The 14,753-nt window shown below is 74.9% G+C and carries 14 protein-coding genes; 8 read left to right on the top strand and 6 right to left on the bottom strand.

All coding sequences use genetic code 11. The features are described from left to right. The first annotated feature begins 101 nt into the window (after nucleotides 1-101). Complete coding sequence (locus tag ACIBIW_RS24450) at nucleotides 102-3,647, top strand: substrate-binding domain-containing protein (protein WP_399339134.1); 3,546 nt, start codon at nucleotides 102-104, stop codon at nucleotides 3,645-3,647. Nucleotides 3,648-3,671: 24 nt separating this feature from the next. On the opposite strand, the gene ACIBIW_RS24445 is transcribed toward ACIBIW_RS24450, so the two are convergent. The 3 genes from ACIBIW_RS24445 to hpnH form a co-directional block, all read right to left on the bottom strand. Continuing rightward, nucleotides 3,672-4,193, bottom strand: a complete 522-nt coding sequence (locus ACIBIW_RS24445) for an inorganic diphosphatase (RefSeq protein WP_399339133.1) — start codon at nucleotides 4,191-4,193, stop codon at nucleotides 3,672-3,674. 113 nt (nucleotides 4,194-4,306) lie between these two features. Further along, nucleotides 4,307-4,819 (bottom strand): GNAT family N-acetyltransferase, encoded by a 513-nt coding sequence (locus ACIBIW_RS24440; protein ID WP_399339132.1) that lies wholly within the window; start codon nucleotides 4,817-4,819, stop codon nucleotides 4,307-4,309. A 300-nt stretch (nucleotides 4,820-5,119) separates the two neighbouring features. Next, nucleotides 5,120-6,124: an adenosyl-hopene transferase HpnH gene (gene hpnH, locus ACIBIW_RS24435; RefSeq protein ID WP_399339131.1), complete on the bottom strand. Its 1,005-nt coding sequence runs from the start codon at nucleotides 6,122-6,124 to the stop codon at nucleotides 5,120-5,122. 111 nt (nucleotides 6,125-6,235) lie between these two features. Here hpnH and ACIBIW_RS24430 point away from each other — a divergent pair, with 111 nt between their 5' ends. The 5 genes from ACIBIW_RS24430 to ACIBIW_RS24410 all read left to right on the top strand — a co-directional run bounded on the left by ACIBIW_RS24430 (nucleotide 6,236) and on the right by ACIBIW_RS24410 (nucleotide 10,673). Then, the gene (locus ACIBIW_RS24430) at nucleotides 6,236-6,865 is read left to right on the top strand and encodes a TetR/AcrR family transcriptional regulator (protein ID WP_399339130.1); all 630 of its coding nucleotides are present in this window, start codon (nucleotides 6,236-6,238) and stop codon (nucleotides 6,863-6,865) included. 324 nt (nucleotides 6,866-7,189) lie between these two features. Further along, nucleotides 7,190-8,056: an oxaloacetate decarboxylase gene (locus tag ACIBIW_RS24425; RefSeq protein WP_399339129.1), complete on the top strand. Its 867-nt coding sequence runs from the start codon at nucleotides 7,190-7,192 to the stop codon at nucleotides 8,054-8,056. Next, entirely contained in the window at nucleotides 8,053-8,376 is a 324-nt protein-coding gene (locus ACIBIW_RS24420; protein ID WP_399339128.1) for a hypothetical protein, read from the top strand. Before ACIBIW_RS24425 ends, ACIBIW_RS24420 begins: the two co-directional genes overlap by 4 nt. After that, nucleotides 8,373-9,422 (top strand): bile acid:sodium symporter family protein, encoded by a 1,050-nt coding sequence (locus ACIBIW_RS24415; RefSeq protein WP_399339127.1) that lies wholly within the window; start codon nucleotides 8,373-8,375, stop codon nucleotides 9,420-9,422. The genes ACIBIW_RS24420 and ACIBIW_RS24415 overlap by 4 nt, the downstream gene beginning before the upstream one ends. Before the next feature lie 183 nt (nucleotides 9,423-9,605). Continuing rightward, nucleotides 9,606-10,673 carry a carbohydrate kinase gene (locus ACIBIW_RS24410; RefSeq protein ID WP_399339126.1) on the top strand — a complete coding sequence of 356 codons (1,068 nt, stop codon included), beginning with the start codon at nucleotides 9,606-9,608 and terminating at the stop codon, nucleotides 10,671-10,673. 30 nt (nucleotides 10,674-10,703) lie between these two features. On the opposite strand, the gene ACIBIW_RS24405 is transcribed toward ACIBIW_RS24410, so the two are convergent. The 3 genes from ACIBIW_RS24405 to ACIBIW_RS24395 all read right to left on the bottom strand — a co-directional run bounded on the left by ACIBIW_RS24405 (nucleotide 10,704) and on the right by ACIBIW_RS24395 (nucleotide 13,143). Beyond that, nucleotides 10,704-11,561 (bottom strand): MOSC domain-containing protein, encoded by an 858-nt coding sequence (locus ACIBIW_RS24405; protein WP_399339125.1) that lies wholly within the window; start codon nucleotides 11,559-11,561, stop codon nucleotides 10,704-10,706. Between the two features lie 22 nt (nucleotides 11,562-11,583). Further along, entirely contained in the window at nucleotides 11,584-12,033 is a 450-nt protein-coding gene (locus ACIBIW_RS24400) for a GNAT family N-acetyltransferase (RefSeq protein ID WP_399339124.1), read from the bottom strand. Between the two features lie 132 nt (nucleotides 12,034-12,165). Further along, nucleotides 12,166-13,143, bottom strand: a complete 978-nt coding sequence (locus ACIBIW_RS24395) for an NAD(P)/FAD-dependent oxidoreductase (RefSeq protein WP_399339123.1) — start codon at nucleotides 13,141-13,143, stop codon at nucleotides 12,166-12,168. A gap of 96 nt (nucleotides 13,144-13,239) precedes the next feature. On the opposite strand from ACIBIW_RS24395, the gene ACIBIW_RS24390 reads away from it, so the two are divergent. Continuing rightward, nucleotides 13,240-13,833: a helix-turn-helix domain-containing protein gene (locus ACIBIW_RS24390; protein WP_399339122.1), complete on the top strand. Its 594-nt coding sequence runs from the start codon at nucleotides 13,240-13,242 to the stop codon at nucleotides 13,831-13,833. Between the two features lie 145 nt (nucleotides 13,834-13,978). Continuing rightward, nucleotides 13,979-14,737: an MBL fold metallo-hydrolase gene (locus ACIBIW_RS24385; RefSeq protein ID WP_399339121.1), complete on the top strand. Its 759-nt coding sequence runs from the start codon at nucleotides 13,979-13,981 to the stop codon at nucleotides 14,735-14,737. The last annotated feature ends 16 nt before the right edge of the window (nucleotides 14,738-14,753 follow it).

Genomic DNA, 14,753 nt, shown 5'->3' with positions numbered 1-14,753 from the left:
AGGCGCCCTTGCCCGGACACGCGCCGCGGCCTAGGGTCCTGGCGCCGGGACGCGCGCACGGCACCGGGCGGGCCGCGGGCGGCGCCGAGGGAGGCCAGGCCATGCAGGAACACGCACCCCCGCGAGGCGGCCGGTACACCCTGGGCCTGGTCACCGCCGACATCCACCTGGGGGTCGGCGCGGCCCTCTGGTCGGGGGTGCTGGAGGCCGCCGAGCGCAGCGGTGTCAACGTCGTCTGCTTCCCCGGCGGCGAGGTCCGCGCGGACGGCGCGCCGCGCGCGGCGCTGTACGAACTCGTCGGCCCCGCGCGGCTGGACGGGGTCATCTCCTGGACGTCCACGCTCGGTGTGTCGGCGGTGGGCGAGGCTACGGCCGAACGGTTCGCGCGGCGGCTTCGGCATCTTCCGGTGGTGAGCCTCAACAGCGTCCTCGACGGGCACGAGACGCTGCGCTGCGACAGCCACGCGGGGATGCGGGAGGCCGTCGGGCACCTGGTGGCGGCGCACGGCAGGCGGCGGCCCGCCTGTATCAGGGGCCCGCTGGCCAACCCGGTCTCCCTCGACCGCTACCACGCGTACCGGAACGCCCTGGCCAGGAACCGGCTGCCGCTCGACCGGTCGCTGGTGGCGGCGGCGACCGAGTTCGCGGACGCGGCGGGCGCCGCGGCGATGCGGGTGCTGCTCGACATCAGGGGCCTGCGGCCCGGCTACGACTTCGACGCGCTGGTGGCGTGCAGCGACGTACTGGCGGCCGGCGCGCTGCGGCTGCTGGCGGCGCGCGGGGTGCGGGTGCCCGAGGACGTGTCGGTGGTCGGCTTCAACGACTCGATGGAGGCGAGGCTGAGCGACCCCCCGCTGACCTCGGTGTCGCTGCCGTTCGCCGAGTTGGGCGCGCAGGCGGTGGACACCCTGGTCGCCAGGCTGCGGGGCACCGCGCCGCCCGCGCGCTCCGCCGTCGCGGGCACCCTGGTCACCCGCCGCTCCTGCGGCTGCCACTCGCCGCTGGCGGCGCAGTCGCCGCCGCGCACGGCCGCACCGGGCGGCGGCGGGCGGGAGGCGGGGCCCGTGCCGCTGGGGGCCGGGTTCGCGACGATGCCGCGCGCCGGGCGGCAGTTGGCGGCGGCCTTCGGCGCCGACCTCGGGGCGCGTCCGGGGCGCCAGGGCGCGCCGCCGGGCGGCGGCTTCCTGCCGCTGCTCGAACGGGTGGCGAACGGCGAGGTGACCGGCGCCGAGTCGGCCGCAGCCTGGGACGCGGCGCTGTTGCGCGCCAGGGACGCGCTGCTGCCGCGGCTGCCGCTGAGCGGCAGGGCGCACGCGGAGCGGCTCTTCGGCCAGGCGAGGCTGCTGGTCGCGGAGAAGGCGCACCGGCTGCTGGAGTACGAGCGCTGGGCCGAGCAGCAGGACGCCAGGCGGCTGCGGGAACTGGGCACGGCGCTGTCCACCACCGTCACCACCGGGGAGCTGGCGGCGGCCCTCGCCAGGGCGCTGCCCGGCACGGGGGTGTCCGGTTGCCGTCTGGTGCTGTACGAGTCGGACGGCGGGGGCGGGTTGGGCGCGGCGGGCGCGGGGTTCGCGGACGGCGGCCCCGGTGGGCAGGACGGTGGGGAGCGGCCCGCGTTCTGCGCGCGCCCCGCGCGGCTCGTCCCGCTCGCGGCGGCAGGAGAGGCGGGCACGGGCCCGGTGTACGCGCCGTTTCCCGCGGGGCGGCTGCTGCCTGACGAGGCGCTGCCGGACGGTGAGCGGTTCGCGCTGGTGGCGGAGCCGCTGCATATCGGGGCCGAGCACTTCGGCTTCGCGCTGTTCGACGCGGGCCCCCGGCAGGAGGCGCCGCGCAGGGCCGCGCGCTTCCGGGCGCTCGGGGACCAGGTCAGCGCCGCGCTGAAGGGGGTGCGGCTCTTCGAGGAGGCGCGCGGGGCGCGGGACGCGGCGGAGCAGGCGAGCCGGCTGAAGACCCGGCTGCTGGACAACGCGACGGACGAACTGCGCACCCCGGTCGAGGAGATCCTGGCCCGCGCCCCGCGCGATCCGGGCGCCGCGGCCGACGGGGCGCCCGGCGGGGTGCACGCGGCGGCCGGGCGGCTGCTGCGGCTGATCGACGACCTGCTCGACCTGTCGCGCTCCGAGATCGACGCGCTCGACCTGTCGTGGCGGCTGCTCGATCCGCGCCCCGTCCTGCTGGACGCGTACGCGGCCGCCACCAGGGCCGCTGGCGAGCACCGCCTGTGGCAGCTCGACATGCCGCAGCGGCTGCCCGCGGTGCGCGCGGACGCGGCGCGGCTGCGGCAGATCCTGGTGACGCTGATGGGCGCGGTCGCCGCGCACCGGGCGGGCGGCGCGCCCGCGGTGCTCAGCGCCCGGGTGCTGCTTCCCGTGCTGTGTGTACGGCTGACGTGTCCCGGGCTCGACGTCAGCGCGCGGGACGCGGACGAGCTGTTCCGGCCGTTCGGCTCGACCAGGGCGGGGATGCGGCTCGGGCCCGCCATCGCGCGGCGGCTCGCCGCGCTGCACGGGGGCACGGTGACGCTGGACACGGACGGGGCGGGCGGCCCCGGCTTCACCCTCACGCTGCCGCTGCCCGCGCCCGCGGGCCCGGCGCGGCAGGGAGCCGACGGGCGGCGGGCGGGCGGCGAGGTGCTGCTCGCGGCGGGGCGGCCCCCGGCGGAGGCCGCGGAGCTGGCACGCGCGCACGGGCTCGTGCTGCGGACGCTGACGGGGGGCGACGAGACGGCCGCGGTGCCGGAGGGCGGCGGGCCGCCGGGCGCACTGGTGTGGGACGCCGGCGGCGGGCCCGGGGAGTGGGCCGCGGTGCGGCGGCTGCACGACGCGTCCGCGCTGCGGCACTCGCCCTTCCTGCTGTACGGGCTCGCCGAGCCGGTCCCCTCGGCGGACCTCGGGGGCGCGCTGGGGGCGCTGCGGCCGGTCGGGCTCGGGGACCCGGTGCTGGTCGTGGACGGGGACGCGGCGGCCAGGCAGAAGGCGCGGGAGCTGGTGAACCGGCTGCTGCCGGGGCGTGCGGTGCGCACCGCGGCGGACGGCACGGCGGCGCTCGCGCTGCTGGCGCACGAGACGCCGTGTCTGCTGATCGTGGCGCGGACGCTGGCGGACATGGACGGGCTCGACCTGGTGGAGCGCATCGCGTCGCCCGGCGGGGGGCCTTCCCCCGCGGTGTTGCTGCTCGCGGACCGTGAGCACGGGCTGACCCCGGCGGACGTGCCGCGCGCGGAGCCCCACCCCGGTCTGGTACTGCTGCACCGCGGGGTGCTCACACCGCGGGAGACGGAGGCGCTGCTGGGGGCGATGGCGCGGCGCGCCGGGCCCGGCAGAGTGCTGGGCAGCACCCCGGTGCGGCAGGCGCTGGTCTATGTGGAGCAGCACTTCCGCCACCCTGTGTCGCGCTGGCAGGTGGCGCGGGCGGCGGGGGTCAGCGAGGACCATCTCAGCCGTCTCTTCCACCGCGAACTCGGGCTCACCCTCTGGGACTACCTGACCCGGCTGCGGGTGGAGCGGGCGAAGGAGCGGCTGCTGCTGACGGACGACAGTGTGGGCACGGTGGGCCGCGCGGTGGGCTTCCACGACCGCGCCTACTTCAGCCGGGTGTTCCGCCGGGTGACCGGGGTGGCGCCGCACGCGTACCGGCGGCCCGGGTAGCGGCGCGGCGCGGGCGGCGGTGGCTCACAGGGGCGGTCCCGGGGTGGCGGCACGCAGCCGGGAGCGCTCGATCTCGGCGCGTGCCGCGGCGCGGGGCTCCCAGTGGGAGCCCTCGACGGACTTGCCTGGTTCGAGGTCCTTGTACACCTCGAAGAAGTGGGTGATCTCGGAGAGGTCGAAGCCCGCGACGTCGTCGACGTCCTGTACGTAGGCGTAGCGGGGGTCGCCCGCGGGCACGCAGAGCACCTTCTCGTCGGGGCCCTTCTCGTCGCGCATGACGTACATGCCGATGGCGCGGCAGGCGACGACGCAGCCGGGGAAGGTGGGCTCGCCGACGAGGACGAGGGCGTCGAGGGGGTCGCCGTCGCGGCCGAGGGTGCCGTCGATGTAGCCGTAGTCGGCCGGGTAGCGGGTCGAGGTGAACAGCATCCGGTCGAGCCTGATGCGGCCCACGGCGTGGTCCATCTCGTACTTGTTCCGTGAGCCTCCGGGGATCTCCACGGTCACGTCGAACGGGGCGGCGCCGTCGGGGGCGGGCTCGCTCATGGCTCTCTCCTTCTCCTGCGCGGCGGCGCGGGCGGATGCCACCCGTTGATCATCCGTACTCCCCTAAAAGTACGATGAACCGGAAGGAGCGGACAATCGGGCGCCGGGCCGTGTCACAGGGCGCGGTGCCAGCGGATCTCGCCGTCGTGCCGTTCGTCGGTGGGGGTGAGCCCGAGGGCGGTGGCGACGGCGGCCGAGGCGTGGTGGCCGGGGTGGATGTGCGCGGCGAGGGCGTCGGCCCCGGCCGCCGCGAGGGCGGCGGCGAGGGCGCGTACGGCCTCGGTGGCGATGCCACGGCGCTGCCAGGGGGTGCCGGTGACCCAGGCCAGCTCCGCGGTGTGTCCGGTTCCGTCACGGGTGACGGTGGCCTGGACGGTGCCGGTGAGGCGGCGCTCGGCGCGCAGTTCCACCACGTGGTTGAGCCAGTGTGTCGCGGGGTCGGGCGACCCGGCGGCCAGTCGCGTATAGCGCTCGCGCAGGGCGTCGGCGGTGAGCGGCTCGCCGCCGGTGAAGGTGTGGAGTGCGGGGTCGCGGAGCACCCGGGCCATCTCGTCGGCGTGCTCGGGCGCGAGCGGGATCAGGGTGAGGCGCGCGGTGGTGAGGGTGCCGACGCGGAAGGTGTCCATGGGCTCCTCGGCTCGTGGCGCGCGCAAACCGGCGGGGGTGTGGCCCCTCCGGGAGGGGTGGGGATGCGGACGAGCCGCCCGCCCGTTCCCCCGGGGCGGGCGGCTCGCGCACAGGTGTTCAGAGGTCGAGGTCGGCGCCGGTGACTCAGTGCTCTGCCCGTTGAGCTACACCGCGAGGCGGCGGCGGGACTCGAACCCGCGTCTCTCGTTCCCCAAACGATGCACCCGGTGCCTTCGCACCTGAACGGTCCCCATCCTAGGGGCCGTGGGACACCGTCGGCACCCGGTTTTCCCGGGGGCTCAGCCGCCGGTGACGGCGCGCAGGGACTGCTTGAGCGATCCCATGGTGGCGAGCACGGCGGTGGGCTCGTAGCCGCAGTGGGCCATGCAGTTGGCGCAGCGGGGGTCCTTGCCGCGGCCGTACTTCTCCCACTCGGTGGAGTCCAGCAGCTCCTGGTAGGTGGTGGCGTAGCCGTCGCCCATCAGGTAGCAGGGCTTCTGCCAGCCGAAGAGGGAGTACGACGGGACACCCCAGGGGGTGCACTCGTAGTCCTCCTTGCCCTCAAGGAAGTCGAGGAACAGCTCGGAGTGGTTGAGCCGCCACTTGCGGCGCCTGCCGCCGGAGAACGCCTTCTTGAACAGCTCGCGGGTCTGGTCGACACCGAGGAAGCCGTCCTGGTCGGGCGCCTTCTCGTAGGCGTAGCCGGGGGAGATCTCCAGGCGGTCCACCTTCAGCTCGTCGTTCAGGTAGTCCAGGACCTGGATGACGTCCTCGGGGGTGTCGTTGTTGAAGAACGTCGAGTTGGTGTACACCGCGAAGCCGGCCGCCTTGGCCTGCTTGATGGCGTCCACCGCCTTGTCGAACACGCCCTCCTTGCTCACCGACTCGTCGTGCCGCTCGCGCAGCCCGTCGATGTGCACCATCCACGCGAAGTTGCGGTGCGGCTTGAACTTGTGGAGGTGCTTGGGCAGCAGGACGGCGTTGGTGCAGAGCACCACGAACTTGCCGCGCTTCAGAAGCTGTTCTGTGATGGTGTGGATCTGCGGGTGCATCAGGGGCTCGCCGCCCGCGAGGGACACCATGGGCGCCCCGCACTCCTCGACCGCGCCCACCGCCTGGGCGACGGGCATGCGCTGCTTGAGCACGCCCGCGGGGTGCTGGATCTTGCCACAGCCGTTACACGCGAGGTTGCAGGCGAAGAGCGGCTCGACCTCCACGATCAGCGGGAACTTCTCCCGGCGCTTCAGCTTCTGCTTGAGCAGATAGCTGCCCATCTTGATGGTGAGGTTGAGTGGAAGCGACATGGTCCACTTCTCCGATCCCGCTGAGGTCCCGCTTCAGGTCTCGTGCTGATCCGCTTACGTCCCCGTACAACGTGCGCCAAACATACAGCCTGTATGGGACAGAATGAAAGCATGGAGCGATCGAGGGCGGGCCGCAGCCGCCGGGCGGAGCATGTCGCCGACACCCGGGAGGCCCTTCTCGAGGCCGCGCGCGGGCTGTTCGCGGGCAAGGGCTACGCCGCGACGGGCACGGAGGACATCGTCGGCGCCGCCCGCGTCACCCGCGGCGCGCTGTACCACCATTTCAGGGACAAGGCCGATCTGTTCCGCGGGGTCATGGAGCGGTGCGCGCGTGAGATGGCGGAGCGGCTGATCGAGCAGGAGATCCGCCGCGCGGAGCTGCATCCGCAGGACAGTTGGACCCTGCTGCGCACCGGCTTCCAGTCGTTCCTGGACGCCTGCGCCGACCCCGACTTCCAGCAGATCGTCCTCATCGAGGGCCCGGCGGTGCTCGGTCACAGCGCCTGGGACGAGCTGGTCGAGAAGCACGGTTATGGGCTGCTGGCGGAGGCGCTGACGCAGGCCGCGGAGGAGGGCAGGATCGAGCCGCTCCCGGTCCGGCCGCTGACCAGGATGCTGGGCGCCCTGATCTCGGAGGCGAGCCTGTACATCGCGCGCTCCGAGGACCATGCGCGGGCCCGCGAGGAGGCCGGTGCGGTGCTCGACCGGATGCTGATGGGGCTGCGGCGCGAGGAGGGCTGACCGCCGCGTGTCGCGGCCTGGCGCCGCCCGGCGCCTCCGGCGCGCCCTCGGCCCGCCTGAGGCGTAGTACCGCGCCCGGCGTTCCCGCGCACCCCGGGGCGTGCACCGGCGGAAGGGCCGGAGCGGGACAGATGCCCTGGTCAACCGAGCTGACGCGCCATCACATGGCATGTCGTGTCAAAGAACGACAAAGGCCCCCTATCCGCTATACATAGACCTGTCCCATTCTTGGTAAAGAAGCGTCGCGCCGCGTTGGAATTTCTTCACACATATGCAAGGCGCATCAACGCCGCGGGCGCTCACTCCCAGACAGGAGCAGCAACGGTGACATACGGAAGTGCACTGCGCGACGAGGTCGCGGCAGCGGGGACCACTCCCCTGATCGGGATCTACGACATGTACTCGGCGTCGGTGGCCGCCGGGCACTACAACGGTTTCTTCGTGTCCGGTTTCGGCTTCGCGGCCTCGTACTACGGGCTGCCGGACATCGGCTACATCGCCTGGCCCGACATGGTGGCCTTCGCCGAGCGGCTGCGGGGCGCCTTCCCCCAGCACCACATGCTCGTCGACATCGACGACGGTTACGTCGATCCCGAGGTCGCCTGCCATGTGGTGCAGCGGCTCGAACGCATCGGCGCGTCCGGGGTCATCCTGGAGGACCAGAAGCGTCCGCGTCGCTGCGGACACGCCGACGGCAAGCAGGTGTTGCCGCTCGACGAGTACCTGGAGAAGCTGCACCTGGTGCTGGAGTCGCGCCGTGACCTGCTGGTGGTGGCGCGCACGGACGCCACGGAGGAGGCCGAGATCGTGCGCAGGGCCGCGGCGCTGGCCGAGACCGACGCGGACGTGGTGCTGGTCGACGGGGTGCGCAGCGTGGACTGGATTCGCCGCATCCGCGGTGTGATCGGCGACAAGCCGCTGCTCTTCAACCAGATCGCGGGCGGCAAGTCGCCCCGGCTCTCGCTGTCGGAACTGACCGCGCTCGGCGTGGACGTGGCGATCTACAGCACCCCGTGCCTGTTCGCCGCGCACCGGGCGATGGACACGGCGCTCGCGGAGCTGAAGTTCGCCGACGGCAGGCTGCCGGACACCGCGGGCGACAGCGGGGAGGTCGGGGTGCGGGAGTCGACCGAGCTGCTGGAGCGGAACATCAGCCGGCACCACACCGCCCCCGTGACGGTTCCGGCGTGAGGCGACGGCACGCCGCCCGGCCGTCGCCGCCGCGGCCCGGCGCCTCGCGCGCCCTGGCCGCGGCGGCGGCCGTGGCCGCCGCCGCGTTCGGGTACGGCGCCCTGCCCGCGGGCACGGCGTTCGCCGACGGCTCCCTGATCGAGATCGACAACTCCGAGGCCGACTCCTGGCTTGAGGTCGACAGGACGGCCAACCTGGAGAACGGCGACGGCACGGCGGGCAGCGACCACGACGGCAGCGCGGTGGACGTCATCGACACGCTGGTGAACAGGGACGTACCCGACGAGGAGGACGACGGGGACGGGGAGGGCGCCGCATGAGCCCTTCCGCCGAGGAGGCCGCACCCCGGGCGCCCGCGCCGCTGCGGGTGCTGCGGGCCGTGGACCCGTATGTCGCCGCGCTCGCGGGCACCGTCGCGCTGGCGGCCGTACTGCCCGCGTCCGGCCGGGTGGCGGGCGGGGTGGACGTGGCGTCGGACGTCGCGATCGGGCTGCTGTTCTTCCTGTACGGGGCGCGTCTTTCGACCCGTGAGACGGTGGCGGGGCTGCGGCACTCGCGGCTCCATCTCATGGTGGTGGGCGCGACGTTCGTGCTGTTCCCGCTGCTGGGGCTCGCCACGGCCGTGCTGGTGCCCGGGGTGCTGACGCAGGGGCTGCACGAGGGGGTGCTGTTCCTGTGCGTGGTGCCGTCGACCGTGCAGTCGTCGGTGGCGTTGACGTCGATCGCGCGGGGCAACGTGCCCGCGGCGATCTGCGCGGGCACCTACTCCAGTCTGCTGGGGCTCGCGGTCACCCCGCTGCTGACGACCTGGCTGATCGGCGCGGGCGCCACCCTGTCGGCCGACGGACTCCTGCGCATCGGCGGGCAGTTGCTCGCGCCGTTCGTGGCCGGGCAGGTGCTGCGGCCCTGGATCGGCGGGTTCGTCGCCCGCCACAGGCGGGTGTTCGGGCCGGTGGACCGCGGTTCGATCCTGCTGGTGGTGTACGCGGCGTTCAGCGCAGGAATGGAGCAGGGGGTGTGGGGCCGGATCGCCCCGCCCGACCTGCTGGCGCTGCTGCTGGTGCTGGGGGCGCTGCTCGCGGTGGCGCTGGCGGGCACCAGGCTCGCGGCGCGCGCCCTGGGGCTCGACGCGCCGTCGGTGACGGCGGCGGTGCTGTGCGGCTCGCAGAAGAGCCTGGCGAACGGGCTGCCGATGGCGGCCGTGCTGTTCGGCGGCGGTGCGGCGCTGATGATCCTGCCGCTGATGCTGTACCACCAGATGCAGTTGATGGTGTGCGCGGCGCTCGCCCGGCGGTGGGCGCGCGGCCGCCCCGCGGCGGTGGCGCCGGGCGGGGCCGCGTCGCCCGCGCCCCAGCCGGGCGGCTGACCCCCGCCCGGGACCGCCCCCCGCGCCGCCCGTCTCCCCTGGCGGCGCGGGGCACATACTGGGTCCAGCCGTGATCCGGGCGGGTGGCCGCGCCACATGTCCCGGGACGGCCGAGGCGGGTCGGCGCGCCGTCCGTGTCACGAGGGACGGGCGCCGTCACGAAGGGATTCGGGAGGGACGGGCATGACATCCGCGAGCGGCGCACCGGACGAGGACGGAGCCCCGGCCGGGGCGGCGGCGGGCCCTGAGCTGCTTCCGCCGAACTACGTGGCGCGCTTCTACCGGGGCGGCTCCCGGCTCGGCGCGTTCCGCGGGGCGCCCCAGGGGGAGTTCGACGGCGAGGACTGGGTGGGGTCGACCACACGGGCGTACGGCGGCACGGACGGGCTCGGCCTGAGCCGGCTCGCCTCCGGCGTGCTGCTGGCGGACGCGGTGGCTGCGGACCCGGTGGGGTATCTGGGTCCCGCGCACAAGGCGGCGTTCGGCGCCGGTACGGAGCTGCTGGTGAAGCTGCTGGACGCCGGGGAGCGGCTGGCGGTGCACTACCACCCCTCGCGCGGCTTCGCGCGCGAGCACCTGGGGTGCGCGCACGGCAAGACGGAGGCGTGGCTCGTTCTCACGGCGCCGCAGGACGGCGCCGTGCACCTGGGCTTCGCGCGCGAGGTGGGGCGCGACGAGCTGCGCGGGTGGGTGCGCGACCAGGACGCCGCGGCGATGCTGGCGGCCATGAACCGGATCGCGGTGGGTCCTGGCGACGCGGTCCTGGTGCCCGCGGGTGTGCCGCACGCGATCGGCGCCGGGATCTTCCTCGTCGAGTTGCAGGAGCCGACGGACTGGTCGCTGATGCTGGAGCGCGGCGGCCCCGAGGCGCCGGAGGAGTCGCCGGGGTGGCGGCTCGGGCTCGGCGTCGACGTGGCGTTGAGCGCGGTGGACCGGGGCGCGCTGGGCGCCGAGCGGCTGGCGGCGCTGCGGCTGCCCGCGCCCGTGCCGCTCGCGCCCGGGGTGGAGCGGCTGCTCCCCGAGGCGGCGGACCCGTACTTCCGGGCCCAGGGAGTCGCCGGGCCCGCCGTCCTCGAACCGTCCCTCGCGGTGGTCGTGGGCACGGAGGGGGAGCTGCGGCTGACTCCGGAGAGCGGCCGTGCGCTGGACCTCCCGGCCGGGCGGGCGTGCCTCGTCCCGTTCGCCGCGGGCCGCTGCACCGTCTCCGGCGGGGGCCGCGCGATCCGCTGTCTGCCGCCGCTTCCCGGATAGCGGCGCCCGCGGGCACTGGCGCCCGCGGGGTCAGTGCGGCGCGGGGGCCCACTCGGTGACGTCCACCTCGTCGCCGACGGAGAGCTTGCCCGTGCGCAGCACGGAGAACTTCGCGCCGAACACCACGCCTCCCGCGGGCGTCCTGCGGTAGTCGGCGAGGGTGCGCAGCGGCTCGGGGCCATGGCGCGCGCCGGTGCGCTGGTCGACGAGGGTGACCGCGCAGCGCACCGCGAGCTTGGCGAAGCCCAGCCGGGTCTCGCCGATGGTGAGGCGGCGCGCGCGGTCCTCGGCGTGCGGCTGTGCCGCCCAGTCCTCGCCGGGTGCCGCGCCGTCCCCGCCGTCGACGACGATGTTCGGCCGGAAGCGGTCCATCGGCAGCGGTGGGGCGCCGCGCCCGGCCATGCGGCGGTTGAGGAGGGCGAGGGACGAGCGGGCCAGGAGGTGGACGGCGCCGCTGTCGGCGTAGCCGGGGCGGCCGGGGAGTTCCCCGGCGGTGACCCGGTCGTGCTCCGGCGGTACCCGGACCAGGCGGCAGGGCGCGCCGAGGACGTCCGAGAGCCAGCCCGCGACCGTGTCGCCCTGGTCGATTCCGCGGAGCGGTGCGCCGAACAGGTCGACGGTGCGGCGCGGCGCCGAGGTGGTCACCTCGACGTCCACCGCGCCGTGGCGGGGCGCGGCGAGCGTGAGCCGGGTGCCGTCGGCGGCGATCGCGGGGGTGATGAGGGCGAGGCCGGGGTGGCGGCGCTGGGTGCGGTACACACCGTCCTCGTCGACGACCATGAAGGCGCGGTCGTGGGCGAGGCCCGCCCCGGTGAGCGGCGTGCCGCTCACCGGGGTTCCCGCGCATCCCTTGACGGGGTAGCTGATCAGCTCCACGACGACGGCCACCGCCGGTCTCCTCGACGGCCGGTCAGACGGTGCGCCGGTACATCAGGTAGTCGCCGTCGCTGTGGGTACGCTCGTAGCCGCGGCTCTCGTAGAGCGCCCTCGCCGGGTTGTCGCGGTGCACGCCGAGGGTGAGGACGCGGTGGCCCGCGCGGGCCGCGTCCTCGGCGTACCAGTCCATCAGGTGTGCGCCGATCCTGCGGCGCCGTCGGGAGGGCGACACGTGGACGGTCATGAGGAGCGCGTCGTCGCCCGCGGGGGTCCACATGGCGTAGCCGACGGGGGTGTCGGCGTCGTGTACGACGGCCGTGCGGGCCAGGTTCGCGATCCACGCTTCGAGGTTGCGGTCGATCGCGTTCAGCCAGCCGGCTTCCTGGTCGGGCTCGATGTCCCGCATGTAGGCGCGCTCCGCCCTGAGGATCATGGGCAGGTCCGCCACGGCCGCCGGCCGCAGGGGAAGGGCTCCGTCGGTCATCGATCCCCTCTCGGGTGGTCCTCGTCGTGTGGTCGGTGGCGGGCGGCATCCTCTCAGCGGCGGTGCGGCGGCGGCAACGCGTTTTCCGCCACGGCCCCGGCATCCCGGCGGACCTTGCCCCCGCCGTACGGCTCAAGCCCCCCGGGTGTCGGCGTCGGCCAGGTCGGCGTTGATACGGGCGCCTGCCAGGGCCCCGGCGGCTGCCGATGCGCCCACCTGGGCCGTCGGGTCGGTGGCGTTGCCCGCCACCCAGACCCCGGGCACCTCGGTGGCGCCCGCCATGCCCGAGGGGATGCGGCGGCCCATGCCGTCCGGCAGCTCCTCCACCGGGAGCCGCAGACCTGCCAGGCCCTCGGTGCGCACCAGCATCGTGGTGGCGACGGCGAGTACCCGGCGCGGTACCAGTTCGCCGTCGGCCAGCCGCACCCCCGTGATGCCGTCCGCGCCGGACTCGACCCCGGCGACGGGGGTGTCCACCACGCGGATGCCGCGGGCCGCGAAGCGGACGAGGGTGTCTCGGTCCGGTGCGGTGTCGCCGGTGAAGTAGACCAGGTCCGCGGTGAGTTGGCGGAAGAGCAGGGCCTGGTGGAGCGAGGCGGGGCCGGTCGCGAGGACACCGACGGGCTCGTCGCGGACCTCCCAGCCGTGGCAGTACGGGCAGTGCACCACGCCGCTGCCCCAGTGCTCGGCGAGACCGGGCACCGGCGGCAGCACGTCCCGTACCCCGGTGGCGACCAGCAGCCGGCGCGCGGTCACCGCCGCGCCGTCCGCGAGGGTGACGGTGAAGCGCGGGTCGCCGTCGGCGGACGGGGCGGCGGGGGCCGCGGAGGCCACCTCGCCCGTGACGACCCGTCCCCCGTAGCCGCGTACCTCGGCGCGGCCCCGGCGCAGCAGCTCCGCGGGCGGGGTGCCGTCGAGGCCGAGCAGCCCGTGGACGCCCTCGGCGGGGGCGTTGCGTGGCGTGCCGCCGTCGATGACGACGACGGAGCGTCGGGTGCGCGCGAGCATCAGGGCGCCGTTGAGGCCCGCGGCGCCGCCCCCGATCACCACGGCGTCGGCGGTCTCGGCTGGCAGGGTGTCCCTCGCGTCGTCGGGTGTGGTCCCAGGCATGGCCGTACTCTCCTTTGCGCGGGGCCCTGCCGGGTCGGTGGGGCCCTCGGCGTCGACGGTAGGCGCGGTTTGCGGCACGGGCATAGGCTGTTGCCCATGACGCAAGAAGACGGCGATCTGGACAGCCTGGTGCGCAAGCGCATCCGCGCCCTGCGGCTGGCGCAGGGCTGGTCCCTGGAGGAGCTGGCCGGTCGCGCCAGGCTGAGCCAGTCCTCGCTCAGCCGGATCGAGAACGGGCGGCGGCGCCTCGCGCTGGACCAGCTCCTCACCCTCGCCAGGGCCCTGGACACCTCCCTCGACCAGTTGGTCGAGACGGCCACGGAGGACGTGGTGTCACACCCCACCGTGGACGCGGCACACGGGCGGATGAGCTGGCCCATGAAGGCGGAGCCGGGGGTGACGGTGGTACGGCAGCGGTTGACGGGCCCGCCGCCCGACAGCCCCTCGCGACTGCGGGCCCACCCGGGCCGCGAGTGGCTTGTGGTGCTGTCCGGGACCGCGGTGCTGCTGCTGGGCGATCGCCGGTTGCGGGTGGAGACCAACCAGGCGGCCGAGTTTCCCACCATGCTGCCGCACGCGGTCGGCTCCGACGGCAGCCCCTGCGACATCCTCGGCGTCTTCGACCGGGACGCCCGCCGCGGGCACCGTATGGACGAGGGTGCCGCCCGGGGGCAGCGCCCGGCCCGCTGACCGCTCCGTCCGACCGCGGGCCGCGCCGCCGCGCTTGCCTGGCCCCCTGCCCCGGCCGGGTGCTTGAGCGCCCGTCACCAGCACTATCCTCGGGCCGACGCGGGCGGGGGCCGCCCGGTGGTGACGAGCGCGGGCAGGGATGGTCATGGGGCAGGACGGCGTGGTCGAGGTGGCGGCGGGCGTGCACCTGGTGTACGGGCGCAAGGTGAACTGGGTGGTGCTCACGGACGGCGACGACGTGACGTTGGTGGACACCGGCTACCCGGGCAACCACGAGGAGGTCATAGGGTCCCTCGCGGCGCTCGGGCACCGGCCCGAGGACGTCACCGCGGTGCTCCTCACCCACGCGCACATCGACCACGTGGGCTCGGCCGAGTACTTCGGTGCCAGGCACGGCGTCCCCGTGCTGCTGCACGAGCTTGAAGTCCCGCACGCCAGGCTGGAGTTCCTGGAGCAGTTGACACCCGCCGGGGTGCTGCCGAACCTGTGGCGGCCCCGGGTGCTGCCCTGGCTGGTGGGCGCGGTGCGGCTGGGCGCCCTGCACGGCGGCGCCGTGACGAGCCCTCAGGCGTACCCCGTGGAGGGGGAGTTGGACGTGCCGGGGCGTCCGGTGCCGGTGCACACGCCGGGCCACACCAGGGGGCACAGCGTGTTCCACCTGCCGCGGGCGGGTGTGGTGGTCTCCGGTGACGCGCTGGTCGGCGGGCATGCCACGGTGGGCGGGGTCGGCCCGCAACTGCTGCTGCCGATGTTCGACCACGACCGCCCCGGTGCCCTGGAGTCGCTGGACATCATCGGGAAGCTGGACGCGGACGTCGTGCTGCCGGGGCACGGCCCGCTGCACCGGGGCCCGGTGGCGGACGCGGCGCGGCGGGCCAGGGAGGCGGCCGCCGGGCGGCGGTAAGTGCCCGGAAGTGGTG

It is taken from the genome of Streptomyces sp. NPDC050560 (assembly GCF_044457285.1).
Taxonomy (GTDB): domain Bacteria; phylum Actinomycetota; class Actinomycetes; order Streptomycetales; family Streptomycetaceae; genus Streptomyces.
Note: the sequence above shows the minus strand (reverse complement) of the source record. Positions and strands in the feature narration are given on the sequence as shown.

Coding starts and splice junctions, on each gene's coding strand:
- ACIBIW_RS24450 (WP_399339134.1), top strand. CDS start 102: ATGCAGGAACACGCACCCCCGCGAGGCGGCCGGTACACCCTGGGCCTG.
- ACIBIW_RS24445 (WP_399339133.1), bottom strand. CDS start 4,193: ATGAGCGAGCCCGCCCCCGACGGCGCCGCCCCGTTCGACGTGACCGTG.
- ACIBIW_RS24440 (WP_399339132.1), bottom strand. CDS start 4,819: ATGGACACCTTCCGCGTCGGCACCCTCACCACCGCGCGCCTCACCCTG.
- hpnH (WP_399339131.1), bottom strand. CDS start 6,124: ATGTCGCTTCCACTCAACCTCACCATCAAGATGGGCAGCTATCTGCTC.
- ACIBIW_RS24430 (WP_399339130.1), top strand. CDS start 6,236: ATGGAGCGATCGAGGGCGGGCCGCAGCCGCCGGGCGGAGCATGTCGCC.
- ACIBIW_RS24415 (WP_399339127.1), top strand. CDS start 8,373: ATGAGCCCTTCCGCCGAGGAGGCCGCACCCCGGGCGCCCGCGCCGCTG.
- ACIBIW_RS24410 (WP_399339126.1), top strand. CDS start 9,606: ATGACATCCGCGAGCGGCGCACCGGACGAGGACGGAGCCCCGGCCGGG.
- ACIBIW_RS24400 (WP_399339124.1), bottom strand. CDS start 12,033: ATGACCGACGGAGCCCTTCCCCTGCGGCCGGCGGCCGTGGCGGACCTG.
- ACIBIW_RS24395 (WP_399339123.1), bottom strand. CDS start 13,143: ATGCCTGGGACCACACCCGACGACGCGAGGGACACCCTGCCAGCCGAG.
- ACIBIW_RS24390 (WP_399339122.1), top strand. CDS start 13,240: ATGACGCAAGAAGACGGCGATCTGGACAGCCTGGTGCGCAAGCGCATC.
- ACIBIW_RS24385 (WP_399339121.1), top strand. CDS start 13,979: ATGGGGCAGGACGGCGTGGTCGAGGTGGCGGCGGGCGTGCACCTGGTG.